The organism is Frankia umida, from assembly GCF_023242945.1.
Classification (GTDB): domain Bacteria; phylum Actinomycetota; class Actinomycetes; order Frankiales; family Frankiaceae; genus Frankia; species Frankia umida.
Genome location: NZ_JALKFT010000059.1, coordinates 1 through 16,215, shown reverse-complemented (window position 1 = coordinate 16,215; position 16,215 = coordinate 1). Strand labels below are relative to the sequence as shown.

Genomic DNA, 16,215 nt, shown 5'->3' with positions numbered 1-16,215 from the left:
CAGCAAAACTCAACATCGAAAACAGCGGGCGGTCCTCACGGGACCTCACACGCCCAGCAGGCGAAAGATCGAGGCTAAACGACGAGGGCCTGACCACACCAGTCCTCCAAGCATCCGGCCTACACACCCTCAGCGACCCCTCCTGTCAAGAAGGCACCGGCTGCCTACGGATAAGCCCCCTGCAGTTCGCCACCGTGCTCGCCGGCCTCGTCACCCACACCAAGCCCGTCGACCTGGCCAAACTCGGCGCGTCGCCACCACCCTTCCTCGTCTCCACCCGGCACGGATTCGCGACCCAGGCAGAACACGACGTGACGCCCTGGCACCAGCCCCAGCCCCCCTCCTCGACAGCGGACACCCCCCAGCCCGCAGCCGCATCAAGCATCACCGGACTCTCGAAGATCTCCCTGTGGAACGACGGCGCCGACCTCCTCGACGCGATGGTCAACGGTGGCGCCAGCTGGTCGGTACGCACAGCACCGAAGGCCGATGGGCACGGAAAAATCGTGATCGTCGGCTACCGCACCTCCAACGGCACCGCCCAACCAGACGAGAAACCAGCATCCACCCTGACCGATCCGGTCGCCGTCGCCCTGACCAAGGGTGAACCCGGGTGAGCGAACCGACCGTGCCGTCTCCGGTCGTCGTGCCAGTGTTTAGGGAAACCCGCACACCCAGCTAGGCTGAACCGCGATGAGGGCGATGCACACGCGGGATCTCATGCTGGTCAGGTGCGGTTATGATCATTGATCGGGAGCGGGTCGCGGCGGCTCTTCCCGGTTACACCCTGGGCAGGCAACTGGGTTCCGGGACGTTCGGTGTCGTGCTGGCCGCCGAGCATCGGCTGATGGCCGCGCCGGTCGCGGTCAAGGTCATGCAGACCCACCCCGGTGAGAACACACAGGTCGAGTCTGCCGTCGAGGCCCGGCTTCTACGCGGGCTGGACCATCCCCATGTCGTTCGCGTCTTCGACTACGTGGAGCAGAGGACCGACGACGAGGGCACCACGCTGTGCGTCATCGTGATGGAACTGCTCGCCGGTGGCACGCTGACTCGTCGGCGACCGCGGTTCGGCCCCGAGCAGGCGTGCGCGGTCGGGCTGGCCGTGGCCGGCGCTCTGGCTCACGCCCACCAGAACAAGGTGCTCCACCGCGACATCAAAAGAGACAACATTCTGTTCACCGCGGACGGCATGCCCAAGGTCACCGACTTCGGCATCGCGAAACTACTCGAGGGCACCGCCGCGACCGTCAGCAAGGTCGTGGGAACGCCGCTCTATATGGCACCCGAGCAGTTCGAGGCCGGTCATCACCTCGGCCCGGCGACCGATCTTTACGCCCTCGGCGGCGTTCTCTACCGGCTTCTCTGCGGCCGGTCGCCCTTCAGCCGGGACCAGCCGCCCGACGCGCTGCGCCGCCAGCAGCAGGTCGATCTCCCGCCGCCGATGACGGAGGTGCCGGCGCCGCTGGCCGCCGTCGTCCTGCGCGCGCTGGCGAAGGACCCGGCCAACCGCCAGGCCGACGCCCACACGTTCGCCCTCGACCTCGCCGACGCCGCGACCAGCGTCTACGGCACCGGGTGGACCACCGCCACCGGCCTGCGGCTGCACCTCGACGACGCCGTCCGAGAGGCCACGGTGAAGGCGCGGCGGGCACAACCGCCGCCGCCCCCGTCCCCGCCGCCATCGCCGGCGTCCTCCTCGGCACCGCCGTTTCCCCCATCGCTGCTCGCTCTTTCCTCGGTGGTCGCGAGGCTCGCGAGGGCGGTGACCTTCACGTGGGACGCGCTCAGCGCACAGCACGACCTGCTCGCCCAGCGCGAACGCATCCTCGGCCGGGACCATCCCGACGCGTTGTCCACCGCCTACGAGCTCGCCGAACTCCTGGACCAGCGGGGAGAGCGCGAGCAGGCGCGGGACCTGTTCGAGGACGTGCTGATCCGCCGCCGGCGTGCGCTCGGCGCGCAGCACGCCGACACCCGGACCAGCGCCGACAGCCTCGCCACCGTCCTGACGGGGCTCCACGGTGATGCCACGGCGCTGGACCGCGGCGGCGATCGCGTGGGTGCCTGCCAGCTGTTCGAGGACGTCCTAGCCCGCCGTCGTCGGGTGCTCGGCGAGGATCACATCGACACGCTGACCAGCGCGCACCGTGCCGCGGTGCAGATGGGATGGCTGGGCCGACGTGGGGACGCCCGCCGGCTGTTGGCGGATGTGCTGGCCCGCCGTCGTCGGGTGCTCGGCGAGGATCACCCTGACACGTTGGCCACCGCGCACTGGCTGGCCTTCGAACTCGTCCGGGCGGGGGAGGCCGAGCAGGCCCAGCGACTGTTCGCGGACGTCCTGGCCCGCCGCCGCCGGGTGCTCGGCGAGAGCCATCCTGACACGAGGGCCACCGCCGACGAACTCACCGCCGAGCCAGGCCACGGCGTCCCGTAGGCATGGATGGACGATGGTACGTTCACGGCGGGTGGAGAGAACCGAGCATCCACACCAGGTGCTGGACGGATGGGCTGACCGCATGGGATGTCTGTTGACGGTCAATCTGGCCGTCGTCCGTGACGGGGCGTGGACGGGAAAGATGGGCCGCAGCGGTATCGACAAGCGGCCGGTCAGCGGCCCGGTGCGGGCTGGACCCGAAGGTCTCGGCGGCGACACGATCTGCGACCGGCGCTTCCACGGCGGCGTCGACCGGGCCGGTTACGCCTTCGCCCACGAGGACTACGCCTGGTGGATCGAGACGCTGGGCCGGCCGATCCTTCCGGGCAACTTCGGCGAGAACCTGACCACGGTGGACCTGGATGTCACCGGCGCCCGCATCGGCGAACTCTGGGCGATCGGGTCGGCGGTGTTCGAGGTCTGCGCGCCGCGGGTGCCCTGCCGGGTGTTCGCCGGCTTCTGGGACGTCCCCGACCTCATCGCCCGCTTCACCCGGCGCGCCACCCCGGGCGCCTATCTGCGTGTGCGGACGCCGGGTGAGATCACCGCGGGCGACCCGATCACCGTCATACACCGACCCGACCACGACATCACCGTCGGCCTGGTCTTTCGCGCCCTGACCACCGAGCCCGAGCTCCTGCCCGACCTCGGCGACGTCGCCGACGTCCTGGCCACGGACATCAGCCGCAAGGTCCGCCGGCGCCTGGCACGCTCGGTCTGACGCCGATCGAAGCTGGCGGGATCGACCTGCCGGCGGCCTGCGGGCGGTCTACCGGAGTTGCTTGATCTGGCGTAGCACGGTGGCGGTCTCGACCTGGGTGACCGCGTGGAGGGCTGCGACGCGCCGGGTGAGATAGCTGTAGAGAGCGTCGGCATCACAGCAGATCACCGCGGCAACCAGGTTCGCGCCACCGGTGGTGGCCGCGACGAAGGCGACCTCCGGATGCCGCGCGAGCTCCGCGCCGGTCGCCTCCAGCGCGGGCGGGACAACGGTCAGCCAGAGCAGCGCGACCATATGGTAGCCGAGCCGGCCGGCGTCAAACTGAAGATCAAAGTACACCGCGCCGCTCGCCTGCAGACGAGCGAGCCTGCGCCGGACGCTGGCTTCGGACAGCTGTACGGATGCGCCGAGGACGGGATAGCCCGCCCGGCCGTCCCGGCCCAGTTCCCGCAGCAGGAGGCGGTCGACATCATCCCTCGCTGGCACCGTCCTGGCTGGCACCGTCCTGGCAGATGACGCCAGCCGCAGGGCGGTGACCTGCTCGGTTGTCAGTGCCCCGCACTTCGCGAACCAGCCGTCCGGGCCGCCATGGACGGTACGCAGCAGCTGCTGGGCCGTGACGGAGACGATCGTCGGGGTGCGCGCCAGCCGGTCCAGCAGCACTGCCGCACTCTCCTCGTCCACGGCATCGAGGACGAGGAGCAGCTCGGAGGTTCCCGAAGTCAGGGCGACGAAGGAGGTGTCCGCGCGTCGGGCGATGCCGGCGGCGACCGTCCCCGCCGCGTCGGGCGCGCACCGGATCCGCAGCATCCAACGTGATCGGGTGGCTGCGCCGCGGCCCACCACCCGCAGACCGGCGGAGGCACGCATCCGGTGGTACCGGCGGGCGACGGTGTGCGCGGACACCCCGGTCACCTCCGCTATGGCGCTGAACGGGGCCCGTCCGTCGATCTGCAGCGCCTGGAGGAGCTGACGGTCCAGCTCGTCCACGGTGAGCGAATCCGTCACCCGCACCCCTGTTCCTGGCCGAACACGTCGGTTTTGCCGCCGGCTCGTTCCGCGTTTCCGATCATTCAAACACGCTTACCCCACCGCCCGAACCGGTCCGGGCCGCGCGCGGATCCGGGGCCGGAAACGGACGACGGACGACGGACGACGGACCGGCACATGGTGCGCGCAGCCGCATCTGCCCCGGGACCTGGACGAGGAAGAGGGAAGCGCATGAGGTGGGATGTTGCGGTGGTGGGCGGTGGCCCGGTCGGCATGTTCCTGGCCGCGGAGCTGCGGCGCGCCGACGTGTCAGTGGCCGTGTTCGAGCGCCGGCAGGCCGGCGCGTCGGCGGCCCCGGACGGGGGCGACCGTGGTCTGCAGGCCCGCACGCTGCAGCTGCTGCGGATGCGGGGGCTGCTCGACCCGGTGCGGGCCCAGGCGGCGGCCACGGGCGGGGCTGGAATCGCGGGCTTCGTCGGATCGCCAGGCAGCGCGGCTCCCGCCGATCTCGCCGAGCTCGTCGACAGCTGGGGCACAAGCCGGTTCAAGGGCCATTTCGCCATGCTGGCGCTGGTTGACCGGGACGGCGAGCTGTCCACCGTCCCGCACCAGCTCGCGGTGTGGCAGGACCGGCTCGTCGAGGTCCTCGCGCAGCGGGCACGCGAACGGGGCGCCCGGCTGCACCACGACAGCGAGGTCGTCGGCGTCACCGACCGGGGAAACCACGTCTCGCTCGAGCTCACCGACGGCACCGAGCATCAGGCACGTTGGGTGGTCGGGTGCGACGGCGGGCATGGCGTCGTGCGCCGGAAGTTCTCCTTCGACAGCACGGCGCCGGCGATGGTCGTGCTCATCGCCGACGTGTCGTTGGAACCAACCGGCGCGGTGCCCCCTGGTGTGCACCGGACGCCCGGGGGGCTGATGTTCGTGAACCCCCCGCCCGGCGACATCGTCCTGGTCGAGTTCGACGGGCCCACACTGGACGCGCGCGGGCCGGTGAGCCGCGAGGAGTTCGTGGCCGCGCTGCGCCGGATCAGTGGCACCGACGTCACGGTGACCGCGTTCCGGGGTGCTGTGCGCGTCACCGATCATGCCCGGGTCGCGCGCCAGTACCGCCGCGGCCGGCTCCTGCTCGCTGGCGATGCGGCCCACCTGCACTCCCCGATGGGCGGCCAGGGCCTCAACCTCGGGCTGCAGGATGCCGCCAGCCTCGGCTGGCGACTCGCCCGCATCGCCACCGGTGCCGAGCAGACGGCGTCCCACCAAGCGGGATCCCACCGCCCGACGTCCGGGCAGCAGACCTTTGACCAGGGAGAATCCGGCCAGGTGGCGCCTGACGGGTGGCTGCCTGGCGATCAGCTGCTGGCCGACTACGAACGGGAACGGCAGGCGGCGGCCCAGCTGGTCCTGCGCAACACCCTTGCCCAGAGCGCGCTGCTGCGCACCGACGCGCACAGCAGCGCCCTGCGGGAGATCGTCGCCGAGCTGATCGAGCTTCCCGACGCCAAACTCCATCTCGCGTCCATGGTCGCCGGCCTGTCGACGAGGATCACCGCCGCACCCGGCAGCCATCCCCTGGTGGGGACGTTCGCACCCCCCGCCGCCCTGGACGCGCTGTCGGCGCAGGCGGGCTCAGCCGACGCGGTCGAGCCGGTGACCGTGTGGGTCGACGGTCTACCCGGCCTGGTCGTCCGGCCCGACGGTTACGTCGAGTCGGTGGCCTGAGCCGCACCCGGCTCGCGACCACGGCCGCGGCCTGCCCCACAGGGTGTGCCGCGCGGCCGCGGTCCCGCGACCCCGCGGCGGAACGAACGAGCGACGGCGGTACGGACCAAAAGGGCGTAAACAGTCCGTATCCACTGGCTGCATTGACAATGATCTGGGCTAACCACATACTTCGATCGCCTGTGTGAGGAAGCCGGTGGAAATCCGGCGCGGTCGCGCCACTGTGACCGGCCTGTCCGCACGTCCGCGGAGGGGTCGCAAGCCAGACCCAAGCGCAGGTGAGTCCGAACATCCGGGACGCACGATCCCCCAGGAGGATCCTTCATGACCACGCCTGTCGCCGAACCACGGCAGCATTCCGTCACACTCCCGCTGACCGCCCGCCGGGTGGCGCTGGGGCTCACCGCGCTGCTGTCGCTGGCGCTGCTGTACTTCATCGGCGTCGACCAGGGCGCGACCTCGCTGTTCGGGTCGGACACCCACATCCACGAGTTCGTGCACGACGCGCGCCACTTCATCGGCTTCCCCTGCCACTGAGCGGGAGGGCTGCCGCGATGGAACTTCGCTACATCTACCGCGGCCTGGGTGTGGGGCTGGTCGGCGGGCTGCTGGCGTTCGTGTTCGCCCGCATCTTCGCCGAGCCTTTCATCCAGGACGCGATCGACTACGAGGGCGGCCGGGACGCCGCCCAGGAGGCACTCAGCCACGCCGCCGGGCTCGGGCACGCGGGCGGCGGGCATGAGGAGGCCGAGGTCTTCAGCCGCTCGGTGCAGAGCAACATCGGCATCGGGGTGGGCATGGCCGCGTTCGGGCTCGCGATGGGCGGGCTGTTCGTCGTCGCCTATCTGCTGGTCTCGCGGCGCTACCCGGGCGTTCGGCCGCGGGTGCTGGCGGGGCTGCTCGCCGGGGCGGGCTTCGTGAGCCTGTACCTGGTGCCGTTCGCCAAGTACCCGGCGAACCCGCCGGCCGTCGGCCACGAGGAGACGATCGGCGACCGCAGCATCCTGTACGTGACCATGGTCGCGGTGTCGGTGGTCTCGCTGGTGCTGGCCGTCATCGCCGGGCGGTGGCTGGCCGGACGGGTCGGCACCTGGAACGCGAGCCTGCTTGGCGCGGTCGTGTTCTTCGTGCTCGTCGGCGTGGCGATGGGACTGCTGCCACCGCTGGGGCATCTCGCGTCGAACAAGGCCGAGTACGGCACCCTCGCCACGGAGACACCGCAACCGCTGCGCGATGCCAGGGGTGCGATCGTGTATCCCGGTTTCGACGCCGACCTGCTGTTCCGGTTCCGGTTCTACTCGGTGATCAGCCAGCTGCTTCTGTGGCTGACGATCGGCTTCGGCTTCGGTGCACTCGCCGAACGCCTCGCCGGCGAGCCCGCCCGGGTGCGCACCCCGCGTGCCACCACCGGGGCGGCTGCCACCGACCGCGCCTCGGCCGGGGCCCCGTCGTCCACCGCAGCACCGTCCGCCGCAGGCTAGGTTCCACAGCAGGTCAGGTTCCACAGCAGGTCAGGTTCCACCCGCATGCGGTAGGACGGTTCTCGGCGTGGTCGTTGCGACTGCGCCGGGAACCGCTGTGCAACGACCACCACCGCCGGGTGTACGCGCGGTGACAGATCGCGACCGCCGCCGAGGCCAGGGCGAAGTGCACGAGCGCTCCGACGACCGCCACGAGGGTGATCGTCCACAGGGTGCCGCGCTCGGGTGCCGCGCTGTCCGGGTCGAGTGCCTCCTCGGCGAGCAGGTAGCCGGCGGCCAGCGGCACCTGCCAGGCCAGGGACGCCGTGCCCGCAGCAGCGCCGCCACCCGCAGGGCACCGCGCACCGGCGCCGACAGCTCCCGGAACGCCGCGGACGGCTTCGGCCGGGGCTCCCGTCCCCGCCGGGGGCTCACAGGCCGACCTTGCCGGTGGCCCAGTACGGCTTGGTGACGATGGCGCGGCGGTCCAGTGTCGTGGTGGCGCGCAGCATCGTACGCAGGGACTGGATGGTGCCGGCATGGCCGATCAGATGGGCGCGGTCGGCGAGGTCACCGCCCGCCTCGGCCGCCGCATTGCCCACCCAGCCGGCCAGGGCCTCCCCCGGCGCCGCCTGTTCGACGACCACGTCGATCCCGGGCAGCAGCTCGGCCGCCGCCGCCGCGTCCGCCTCGGCCACCTCCACCGCCCCGAGGTAACGGACACCCCCGGCGACCGCGGTGGTGGTGGTGGCCGGCGCACCATTGTCGCCGCCCGGCCCGACGCCGTCCGCGGCCAGCATCGCCGCGAAGGTGCCGATCGTGCAGGTGTCACCCAGCAGCAGCCGCCGCTCGCCCGGCCCCCGGTCGAGGGCGTGCCCGGGGCCGAGCACAGCGACCTCGTCCCCGGCGGCCCGCCCGAGCAGCCACGTGGTGCCGGGAGCAGTGCCATGCAGATGGACGAGGACGGTCATCACGCCGCCGCCAGCACCACCATCAGCATCAGTGGCACCGGCGGGACTGTAGTCCATGACGCTGTAGTGACGGAACGCGCGCTCGCCGACCCGGAGCTCGATCTCGTGTCCCGGCTGCCACGGCTTGCGTTTCGGCTGCGGGCAGGTCACCTGTAGCCGGAGCAGGCCGGGTGAGAGCCGGGTGATCGTTCTGATCGTGCCCGCGATGCCGAACTTCCGCTCGGTGAAGTCCGCGATCGGGGCGGGGATGGACGGCATGGTTCTCCAGTCGGGGTCGTCGGGTCGGTAGTCGTCGGGGGGTGCGCCGTCAGGGGTCGGGCAGGAAGCCCGAGTCCATGGCCGCTGTCGGGTAGCGGTCGACGACGGTGTCGTCGACACTCGGACAGCGCAGCCCGGACCGGTCCAGCGCAGTGCGGGTGTTGCGGTCGTCGAAGCGGTATCGGCCGGACGCCTCGTCGCCCCGCGGACCCGCGGCCTCCAACGCCCGCACGGTGGCGATCGTGGGGCTCTCGGCGGTGGCCGCGGCCACCCGCAGCGCCTCGCCCCAGGCCTGTTCGGACACGACGGTGGACGGGTGGCCAAGCGCGACCAACCGGTCGAGCAGGTTCCCGAGCGGGGTCGGGCGCGGGTTCGTCAGGTGGTGGACGGTGCCGGTGGCCGGCTGGGTGAGGGCAGGTTCGACCAGGGCGGCGGCAACGTAGTCCACAGGGATGAGGCCCCGGTCGAGGCCGCGGCGATGCGTCGTCGGGTACCACGCCTGTCCGGACGACCGCCTGGACGTAGCTCCACGGCACGTCGTCGGTCGTGCCGACGCCGGTGCGGCTGTCCCCGCCGACCCGACCCGGCCGGTAGACGGCGACCGGCAGCCCACGCTCCACCGCCTGGGCGGCCAGTTTCTCGGCCACCCGTTTCGACAGCGGGTAGCCGCCCGGGATACCGAACGATCCAGACCTCGTGATCGTCCGGAAATCCCTGTGCGAACGCGTTGTACGCGTTCGCCCTCCCCCCGGCGTGCGGAAAGACGACCACCCTGCACCCCGGCCGCGAGCGCGGATCACGGCACTGCAGCCACCCGGCGAACCGCACCACCTTCACGACTCGTCTCCCGAGCTCGCCGCCACACCGGCGTCATTCCCGGGACGCACCGATGCCCGCTCGACAAGATTCCTCCAGCTGCACAGGATCGGCTCCTCGATCAGGGCGCTGAACGTGGCGGGATGCGGTCGGAACATGCACCTGCGGCCGACCTGATTCCCACCTGAGCCCCTCACTACTTAGGTGAAGTTTACCTTAGTAGTGCGCAAGGCGGCTGGCAACCCCTTCACCCCACCTGGACCACGCGAGCGAGAAGATCGGCGGCTCGAGCTGCCGCCCGACCCCGCCCGCCAGACACAGCACGCCGACACCGCGCCGACGGCGGACCAACAGGGGGCCGACACCGATACATTCCGCACACATATCGATACCGCATGGTTGGAAGGTGAGACTACCCTTCCTTGCGATGCGAATGCGCATAGCCAGCAGTTGGCCGCGAAACGGCTCAACCCTTCCACCACAATGTGTTCTGTCTCATATAAGGTTGGCAGTGAGAGGTGGAACCGCGGAGGGCCGGAGCAGATAACGAATGCCGGTGACCCGTTCGGACTCGGCCCACAACAGGCGCTGGCCGGCGCGGTTACGGGCGGCCCGACTCACCCGGGCGAACGTCGGCGCCCCCGTCGTGCCGAACAGGCCGTCCGGGCCGTAGTACTCGCCGCCGGACGCGGCCGGGTCCACGGCCGCCCGGATCGGCGCCAGCGCTCCGGCCTGCGCACTGTGGATGAGCCAGCCCATCATCGGGCTCATCTGGTCAGTCATGAAGGCGCGCATGACCGCTGGCAGTTCCTGCGCCAGCCCGGTCCGGGCCACTCCCGGATGGGTGGCCACCGCGATGGTGGGCGCACCGACAGCGGCCAGACGCCGCTGCAGTTCGAAGGCGAACATCAGCATCGCTAGCTTCGAGGCCGGGTACTGCCTGCGCCCCGTCGACGCCGACACCGAGGCCGGGCCGAACGGCGGGGAGCCGGCGGCGAGGCCGACCGGGTCGATCCGCCCGACGTGGTGCGCAAGGCTGCTCAGGACGACGACCCGTGAGCTCGGGCTGGCAAGCAGGCGGTCCAGCAGCAGACCGGTGAGGGCGAAGTGCCCGAGGTAGTTGACACCCAGCGTCCGGTCGAAACCGTCCTCGGTGGTGGACTCGACCGGCCGCATCACCCCGGCGTTGTTGACCAGAAGGTCGAGGGCCGGATGTTCGACCCGGATCCGCTCGGCCGCCGCGCGCACCGAGGCCAGCGACGCAAGATCCAGGTGCTGCACCCGGACGTCCGCCGGGCGTGGTCCCGCCGCGGCGACGTCGGCGCGGATGCGGTCGGCGGCCTGTCGCGCCAGCAGGAGATCCCGGCAGGCCAGGATGACGGTGGCACCCCGCCCGGCAAGTATCCGGGACATCTGGAAGCCGATCCCGGAGTCGGCACCGGTGACGACGACACGCCGCCCGCGCAGGTCCGGCACCTCGGCGAGACCCCAGCCAGGCGTCTTCCGGTCACGACGGTACATGCGATCGACTCCCGTCCGTTCTCCCCCGACTGGTCTCACCCGACCGATGTCCCCCGACGAATCCCCCGCGTCCCGATGCTGCCCGGCTGCCGTGCTCAGCTCAGACCGGCTCCAGCAGGACGAGCGGGATGACACGCTCGGTCTTCGCCTCGTAACCGCGGTACCAGCGGTTCCTGACGACCAGCGGCCACAGCTGCCCGCGTTCCTGCGGGGTGGCCGGACGCGCCAGCATCGACCGCCACTGTTCGCCCCTGGCCCGCACCTGGACCTGCGGATGCGCGCACATGTTGAGGAACCAGTCGGGATCCCGGTCCTCGCCGCCTCGGGAGGCCACCAGCACGATCGTGGATCCCTGCCGCACCGGCGAGGTCAGCCGCAGGGCGTGCGGACGCCCGGAACGCCGACCGGTGGTGATCACCTCAAGAACCGGCATGCCGGCGGCCCGCCAGCCCAGGCGCCCCCCGGTCAACCGGACGAGCACACCATGCGCACGGTTGAGCAGCCTGAACTTCTGGTCACTCGCCATCCCTAGAACCTCCTGCCCGCGTCCACCGGGATATTCAACCGATCCTGTCGTCCGGCGCTCGGCCCGGGTACGGATTGTCTCGTTTCTGTCCCCCGAACGCGGGCCCCCGTCCCTCGGTCGAACCTGCTGGTCATACCCGTCGGACGGACGGGTCGGACCGGTATGACGGGTGAAACCGCCGGGCCGGCCCTGCCGGTCGGATCCGCCGGAGGGGTCCATCGGACGAAGGGGCCGAACCGCCGGCCAGGATGCCGGACCGAGGTCCGCGGGCGAGGATCGGGGTGGTGCGCGGGCCGCCCCGCAGCTGCGGGCGCTGTCCCGCGCCCGTGACTCCGAGCCCGGCCGCCGCCGCGAAGGGACGCTGCCCATGAGCACGGTCGTCGTCGACCCGCTTGTGCTGCCGGGCACCGACGAGCTGCGGGAACGCGCCCTGGCCGCCCTGCGCCGCTGCGGCGTCACCACGGCAGGGCACACCGGCGACACCGGCGACACGATCACCGTCCGGACGCCGATCACCGGGGCGGATCTGTTCGACATCCCGGCCGCGGACACCCGCGACGTGGCCGCGGCGATCGACGCGGCACACGAGGCGTTCGGACGCTGGCGGATGGTGCCGGCGCCCGCCCGGGGTGCGCTGGTGAAGCGGTTCGGCGAACTGGTGGGTCGACACCGCGCCGATCTGGCCGATCTGATCGGCATCGAGGTCGGCAAGATTCGTTCCGAGGCACTCGGCGAGGTCCAGGAGATGATCGACATCTGCGATCTGGCGGTCGGGCTGTCCCGTCAGCTCACCGGGCGCACCATGCCCTCGGAGCGGCCGGGCCACCGACTGATGGAGACCTGGCACCCGCTCGGCGTGGTCGGCGTGATCTCGGCGTTCAACTTTCCGGCGGCGGTGTGGTCGTGGAACGTGGCGCTGGCGACCGTCTGCGGGAACACGATGGTGTGGAAGCCGTCACCGCGCGCCGTGCTCACCGCCACCGCGTGCACGGCTCTGTTCGACCGGGCGGCGGCCGACGTCGGTGCGCCGGCCAACCTGAACGTCCTGGTCATCGCCAGCGCGGCGGACGCGGCGGTGCTCGTCGACAGTCCGCGGGTGCCGCTGGTGAGCGCCACCGGCTCGCAGGCCATGGGTGAGCGGATCGCCCCCCGGGTCGCCGCCCGGTTCGGTCGGGTCATCCTCGAACTCGGCGGGAACAACGCGGCCGTGGTCACGCCGTCCGCGGATCTCGATCTCACGACCCGCGCCGTCGTCTTCGCCGCCGTGGGCACCGCCGGTCAGCGGTGCACCACACTGCGCCGACTGATCGTCCACGAGTCGATCGCGGACGAGGTCGCCGCCCGCCTGCGCGCCGCGTACGCCCGGCTGCCGATCGGCGACCCGTTCACCGAGAGCACACTCGTCGGCCCACTGATCGACGGCCAGGCCCACCAGAGCATGGCCCGGGCCCTGCGGCAGGCCGTCGCGGACGGCGGCACGATCCTCACCGGCGGCGACCGGCGCCCCACCGGCACGTCCGCGTTCTATGTGGAGCCGGTTCTGGTGCGCATGCCGGCGCAGACCGCGATCGTGCGCGCCGAGACCTTCGCCCCCATCCTCTACCTGTTGACCTACCGCACCCTGGACGAGGCGATCGCGCTGCACAACGACGTCCCGCAGGGTCTGTCCTCGTCGATCTTCACCACCGACCAGCGCGAGGCCGAACGTTTCCTGGCCGCGGACGGATCGGACTGCGGCCTCGTGAACGTCAACATCGGCACGTCCGGCGCGGAGATCGGCGGCGCGTTCGGCGGCGAGAAGGCCACCGGTGGCGGCCGTGAGGCGGGCTCGGACGCCTGGCGCGCCTACATGCGCCGCGCCACGAACACCATCAACTACTCGGGTGCCCTCCCCCTCGCCCAGCACATCGACTTCGCCTGACCCCGCACCACCGGATCCGCACCCATGAAGATCGACAGGGGACGGTCCGGCCTTCGTGCGTCACGGGGATCCGACCGCAGGCCATTCGATACATGAAGCGATGATGCGAGTACGTGCAGTGACGCAGGGGTAGGTATCCGGCTCGGGGCACGGACGCGGGGAGCGCGGTGAACGTGCCGGGTTGACGCAGCTGCCAGAAAGGCGCCCTGATGCCGATTCTCTGCCGCCCGTCCGTCGCGGTGCCCGAGCATGTGATCACCATGGCGCAGACCCTGGACCTGGCCCGCCGGCTGCACGCCGACCATCCCCGGCTCGACCTGGCGTTACAGCTGATCGCGCATACGGGGGTGCGGGAACGCCATCTCGTTCAGCCGATCGCGCGGACGCTGACCCATCCGGGCCTCGAGGCCCGCAACAACCTCTATGCGCGCGAGGCACGGCGCCGCGTGCCACCGGTGATACAGGGCGCGCTGCGCTCCGCCGCGGTCGGCGCCACCGACATCGACGCGATCATCTTCGTCTCCTGCACCGGGTTCCTGATGCCGTCGATGACCGCCTGGATGATCAACAATCTGGGGTTCCGGTCCGACACCCGGCAGATCCCGATCGCGCAGCTGGGCTGTGCCGCCGGCGGGGCCGCGATCAACCGGGCGGCCGACTTCTGCCTCGCCTACCCGGACGCGAACGTGCTGATCGTCGCCTGCGAGTTCTGCTCGCTGTGCTACCAGCCGGACGATGTCGAGGTCGGCAACCTGCTGGCCAACGGCCTGTTCGGCGATGCGGTGGCCGCCGCGGTGGTGCGCGGCGGGGGCGAGCCGGGGCTGCGGGGCGTCGAACTGGAACGCAACGGCTCGTACCTGGTGCCGGACACCGAGGACTGGATCTCCTACGCGGTGCGATCGACGGGCTTCCACTTCCAGCTCGACCGGCGGGTCCCGACCACCATGGCAATGCTCGCCCCGGCGCTGCACACCCTGGCCCGCAGTCACGGCTGGGAGGCCGGTGACCTCGACTTCTACATCATCCACGCCGGCGGCCCGCGCATCCTCGACGATCTGGGCGCCATCCTGGACGTCGAGGCCTCCGCGTTCCGGCACAGCCGGGCGACCCTCACCGACTACGGCAACATCGCAAGCGCCGTCGTCCTCGACGCGCTGCGCCGGATGTTCGACGACGACGCGCTCGACCCCGGCGCCCGCGGCATGATCGCCGGCTTCGGCCCGGGTATCACGGCCGAGACCTGTATCGGTACCTGGACCAGCTGCCCCGACCGCCCCCTGGACGACCGTTCCGAGGAAGGACGCGCGCATGCCCGCCAGAACCCGTGTGAAGCCGAACCCCACAGCGCCGGCCGGCCCCCCGTCCGCCACGACGGTGTCCGTCACCTCGCGGACCGATCCGGCACCGGCCGACGTGGTGCACTGCCCGTTCGACCACGGTGACGCGCTCGAACCCGACCCGCTGCTGGAACGACTGCGCGACGAGCGGCCGATCACCCGGATCACGATGGCGCACGGTACGGACTGGGCGTGGCTGGTGACGCGGTACGACGATGTGCGCCGGGTGGTCAGCGACCCGCGGTTCAGCCGGGCCGCCACCGTCGGTCGGGACCTGCCGCGGATGACCCCCGAACCGATCGCCCAGCCCGACGCGATCAACCTGATGGACCCACCCGACCTCACCCGACTACGCCGTCTGGCCGCCCAGGCCCTCGCGCCCGAGCAGATCGCCCGGCTGACCCCCCGCATCCAGACCATCGTGGACGGTCTGCTCGACGAGCTCGCCGCCGCCGGCCCCCCGGCGGAGTTCACCCGGCGGTTCGCCGCCCGGCTGCCCCTGGACACGATCTGCGAGCTGATGGCGATCTCCCCGCACGACCGGCCACAGATCCGCCGCTGGGTCCTCGACCTCATGTCCACCAGCGTCGGCGCCGAGGCCAGCCGCGCGGCCAAGGCGTCCCTGCGCACCCACTTCCGCGAGCTCGCCATCCAGCGCCGCCGCCACCCCGGCGACGACCTGATCAGCACCCTCGCCACCGCCCACGAGGGCGCGAACGGCGCGAACGGCGCGAACGGCACGGACTCCCTCGACGACACCGAGCTTGGCGTGATGGCCCTCGTGCTCACCGTGAACGGCCACGACACCAGCACCTACCAGCTCAGCAACATCCTCTACACCCTGCTCACCCACCCCGCCGAGCTCGCCCGGGTCCGCGCCCACCCCGAACTGCTCGACCAGGCCCTCGAGGAGATCCTGCGCCACATCCCGTTCCGCCAGGGGGTCGGCATCGCCCGGATCGCCCGCACCGACGTGGACCTCGGTGGCGTGACGATCCGCGCCGGTGAGGCCGTGCACGTCTCCTACCTGGCCGCCAACCGCGACCCCGCGGTGTTCGACCACCCGGGCGACCTCGATCTCGACCGCCCGCCCACCACCCACTTCGCCTTCGGCCACGGCATCCACTACTGCCTCGGCGCGAACCTGGCCCGCGCCGTCCTGCGCCTGGCCTTCGCCACCCTGCTGGCCCGCTTCCCCACGCTGCGCCTGGCCGTCCCCGCGGACGAGATCCCCTGGCACACCGGCTCCATCTGGCGCTACCCCGAACGCCTCCCCATCACCTGGTGACACCCTCATCAACCGCAGGCCACGAGATCGATGGCATGCGTGAGACGCTGCGCCATCAGATCCAGGCCGCGCCGGCGACATGGACCGTGGGGCTCCGGAAGTTCCTGACCGCCGACGCCGTCGCCGCGTCGAACTCCATCGAGGGCTTCACGTTGACATCCTCTCCACCCTGAAGGGTGGAGATTCCAGCCTGCTACGCCGCTGTGGGCGTGAGCTTCTGGCGGGTTCCCGTTTCGCGGCGCGA

Annotated in this window: 16 protein-coding genes, 1 pseudogene and 1 riboswitch; of the genes and pseudogenes, 10 read left to right on the top strand and 7 right to left on the bottom strand. The window is 71.3% G+C overall.

What is annotated here, in order from left to right; all coding sequences use genetic code 11:
• The first annotated feature begins 194 nt into the window (after window positions 1-194).
• The 3 genes from MXD59_RS25255 to MXD59_RS25245 all read left to right on the top strand — a co-directional run bounded on the left by MXD59_RS25255 (window position 195) and on the right by MXD59_RS25245 (window position 3,158).
• A complete protein-coding gene (locus MXD59_RS25255; protein WP_248827070.1) occupies window positions 195-617 on the top strand; it encodes a hypothetical protein in 423 nt (140 codons plus the stop codon).
• 122 nt (window positions 618-739) lie between these two features.
• Window positions 740-2,437: a serine/threonine-protein kinase gene (locus MXD59_RS25250; protein ID WP_248827069.1), complete on the top strand. Its 1,698-nt coding sequence runs from the start codon at window positions 740-742 to the stop codon at window positions 2,435-2,437.
• Window positions 2,438-2,531: 94 nt separating this feature from the next.
• A complete protein-coding gene (locus MXD59_RS25245; protein WP_248827068.1) occupies window positions 2,532-3,158 on the top strand; it encodes an MOSC domain-containing protein in 627 nt (208 codons plus the stop codon).
• A 48-nt stretch (window positions 3,159-3,206) separates the two neighbouring features.
• Here MXD59_RS25245 and MXD59_RS25240 read toward each other — a convergent pair whose 3' ends face one another.
• On the bottom strand, window positions 3,207-4,166 hold the full coding sequence (locus MXD59_RS25240; RefSeq protein WP_248811151.1) for an Lrp/AsnC family transcriptional regulator: 960 nt from the start codon (window positions 4,164-4,166) through the stop codon (window positions 3,207-3,209).
• A gap of 213 nt (window positions 4,167-4,379) precedes the next feature.
• Between MXD59_RS25240 and MXD59_RS25235 the strand changes: the two genes are divergently transcribed.
• The 3 genes from MXD59_RS25235 (at window position 4,380) to MXD59_RS25225 (ending at window position 7,354) form a co-directional block, all read left to right on the top strand.
• Window positions 4,380-5,873, top strand: a complete 1,494-nt coding sequence (locus tag MXD59_RS25235; RefSeq protein ID WP_248827067.1) for an FAD-dependent oxidoreductase — start codon at window positions 4,380-4,382, stop codon at window positions 5,871-5,873.
• A gap of 188 nt (window positions 5,874-6,061) precedes the next feature.
• Window positions 6,062-6,143, top strand: a riboswitch (cobalamin riboswitch).
• A gap of 54 nt (window positions 6,144-6,197) precedes the next feature.
• On the top strand, window positions 6,198-6,410 hold the full coding sequence (locus tag MXD59_RS25230) for a CbtB domain-containing protein (protein WP_248811149.1): 213 nt from the start codon (window positions 6,198-6,200) through the stop codon (window positions 6,408-6,410).
• A 17-nt stretch (window positions 6,411-6,427) separates the two neighbouring features.
• On the top strand, window positions 6,428-7,354 hold the full coding sequence (locus MXD59_RS25225) for a CbtA family protein (RefSeq protein ID WP_248827066.1): 927 nt from the start codon (window positions 6,428-6,430) through the stop codon (window positions 7,352-7,354).
• A gap of 13 nt (window positions 7,355-7,367) precedes the next feature.
• On the opposite strand, the gene MXD59_RS25220 is transcribed toward MXD59_RS25225, so the two are convergent.
• From MXD59_RS25220 to MXD59_RS25200, 6 genes and pseudogenes are all read right to left on the bottom strand, one after another.
• On the bottom strand, window positions 7,368-7,640 hold the full coding sequence (locus MXD59_RS25220) for a hypothetical protein (protein ID WP_248811147.1): 273 nt from the start codon (window positions 7,638-7,640) through the stop codon (window positions 7,368-7,370).
• A gap of 124 nt (window positions 7,641-7,764) precedes the next feature.
• A complete protein-coding gene (locus MXD59_RS25215; protein ID WP_248827065.1) occupies window positions 7,765-8,562 on the bottom strand; it encodes an SIP domain-containing protein in 798 nt (265 codons plus the stop codon).
• Between the two features lie 49 nt (window positions 8,563-8,611).
• The gene (locus MXD59_RS25210; RefSeq protein WP_248827064.1) at window positions 8,612-9,010 is read right to left on the bottom strand and encodes a hypothetical protein; all 399 of its coding nucleotides are present in this window, start codon (window positions 9,008-9,010) and stop codon (window positions 8,612-8,614) included.
• A gap of 49 nt (window positions 9,011-9,059) precedes the next feature.
• Window positions 9,060-9,362, bottom strand: a pseudogene (locus tag MXD59_RS27605) (SDR family oxidoreductase); the annotation flags it as partial.
• A 511-nt stretch (window positions 9,363-9,873) separates the two neighbouring features.
• Window positions 9,874-10,899: an oxidoreductase gene (locus MXD59_RS25205; protein WP_248811144.1), complete on the bottom strand. Its 1,026-nt coding sequence runs from the start codon at window positions 10,897-10,899 to the stop codon at window positions 9,874-9,876.
• 100 nt (window positions 10,900-10,999) lie between these two features.
• Entirely contained in the window at window positions 11,000-11,425 is a 426-nt protein-coding gene (locus MXD59_RS25200; RefSeq protein WP_248827063.1) for a nitroreductase/quinone reductase family protein, read from the bottom strand.
• Window positions 11,426-11,792: 367 nt separating this feature from the next.
• On the opposite strand from MXD59_RS25200, the gene amaB reads away from it, so the two are divergent.
• The 4 genes from amaB to MXD59_RS25180 all read left to right on the top strand — a co-directional run bounded on the left by amaB (window position 11,793) and on the right by MXD59_RS25180 (window position 16,144).
• Complete coding sequence (gene amaB, locus MXD59_RS25195; protein WP_248827062.1) at window positions 11,793-13,346, top strand: L-piperidine-6-carboxylate dehydrogenase; 1,554 nt, start codon at window positions 11,793-11,795, stop codon at window positions 13,344-13,346.
• A 209-nt stretch (window positions 13,347-13,555) separates the two neighbouring features.
• Complete coding sequence (locus MXD59_RS25190; protein ID WP_283097480.1) at window positions 13,556-14,788, top strand: type III polyketide synthase; 1,233 nt, start codon at window positions 13,556-13,558, stop codon at window positions 14,786-14,788.
• Window positions 14,721-15,971: a cytochrome P450 gene (locus tag MXD59_RS27140; protein WP_248827061.1), complete on the top strand. Its 1,251-nt coding sequence runs from the start codon at window positions 14,721-14,723 to the stop codon at window positions 15,969-15,971. The genes MXD59_RS25190 and MXD59_RS27140 overlap by 68 nt, the downstream gene beginning before the upstream one ends.
• A gap of 35 nt (window positions 15,972-16,006) precedes the next feature.
• Window positions 16,007-16,144, top strand: coding sequence for a hypothetical protein (locus tag MXD59_RS25180; RefSeq protein ID WP_248827060.1), 138 nt, complete (start codon window positions 16,007-16,009; stop codon window positions 16,142-16,144).
• Window positions 16,145-16,215: the final 71 nt, after the last annotated feature.

Coding starts and splice junctions, on each gene's coding strand:
- MXD59_RS25190 (WP_283097480.1), top strand. CDS start 13,556: ATGCCGATTCTCTGCCGCCCGTCCGTCGCGGTGCCCGAGCATGTGATC.
- MXD59_RS25225 (WP_248827066.1), top strand. CDS start 6,428: ATGGAACTTCGCTACATCTACCGCGGCCTGGGTGTGGGGCTGGTCGGC.
- MXD59_RS25235 (WP_248827067.1), top strand. CDS start 4,380: ATGAGGTGGGATGTTGCGGTGGTGGGCGGTGGCCCGGTCGGCATGTTC.
- MXD59_RS25230 (WP_248811149.1), top strand. CDS start 6,198: ATGACCACGCCTGTCGCCGAACCACGGCAGCATTCCGTCACACTCCCG.
- MXD59_RS25180 (WP_248827060.1), top strand. CDS start 16,007: ATGCGTGAGACGCTGCGCCATCAGATCCAGGCCGCGCCGGCGACATGG.
- MXD59_RS25250 (WP_248827069.1), top strand. CDS start 740: ATGATCATTGATCGGGAGCGGGTCGCGGCGGCTCTTCCCGGTTACACC.
- MXD59_RS25200 (WP_248827063.1), bottom strand. CDS start 11,425: ATGGCGAGTGACCAGAAGTTCAGGCTGCTCAACCGTGCGCATGGTGTG.
- amaB (WP_248827062.1), top strand. CDS start 11,793: ATGAGCACGGTCGTCGTCGACCCGCTTGTGCTGCCGGGCACCGACGAG.
- MXD59_RS25205 (WP_248811144.1), bottom strand. CDS start 10,899: ATGTACCGTCGTGACCGGAAGACGCCTGGCTGGGGTCTCGCCGAGGTG.
- MXD59_RS25215 (WP_248827065.1), bottom strand. CDS start 8,562: ATGCCGTCCATCCCCGCCCCGATCGCGGACTTCACCGAGCGGAAGTTC.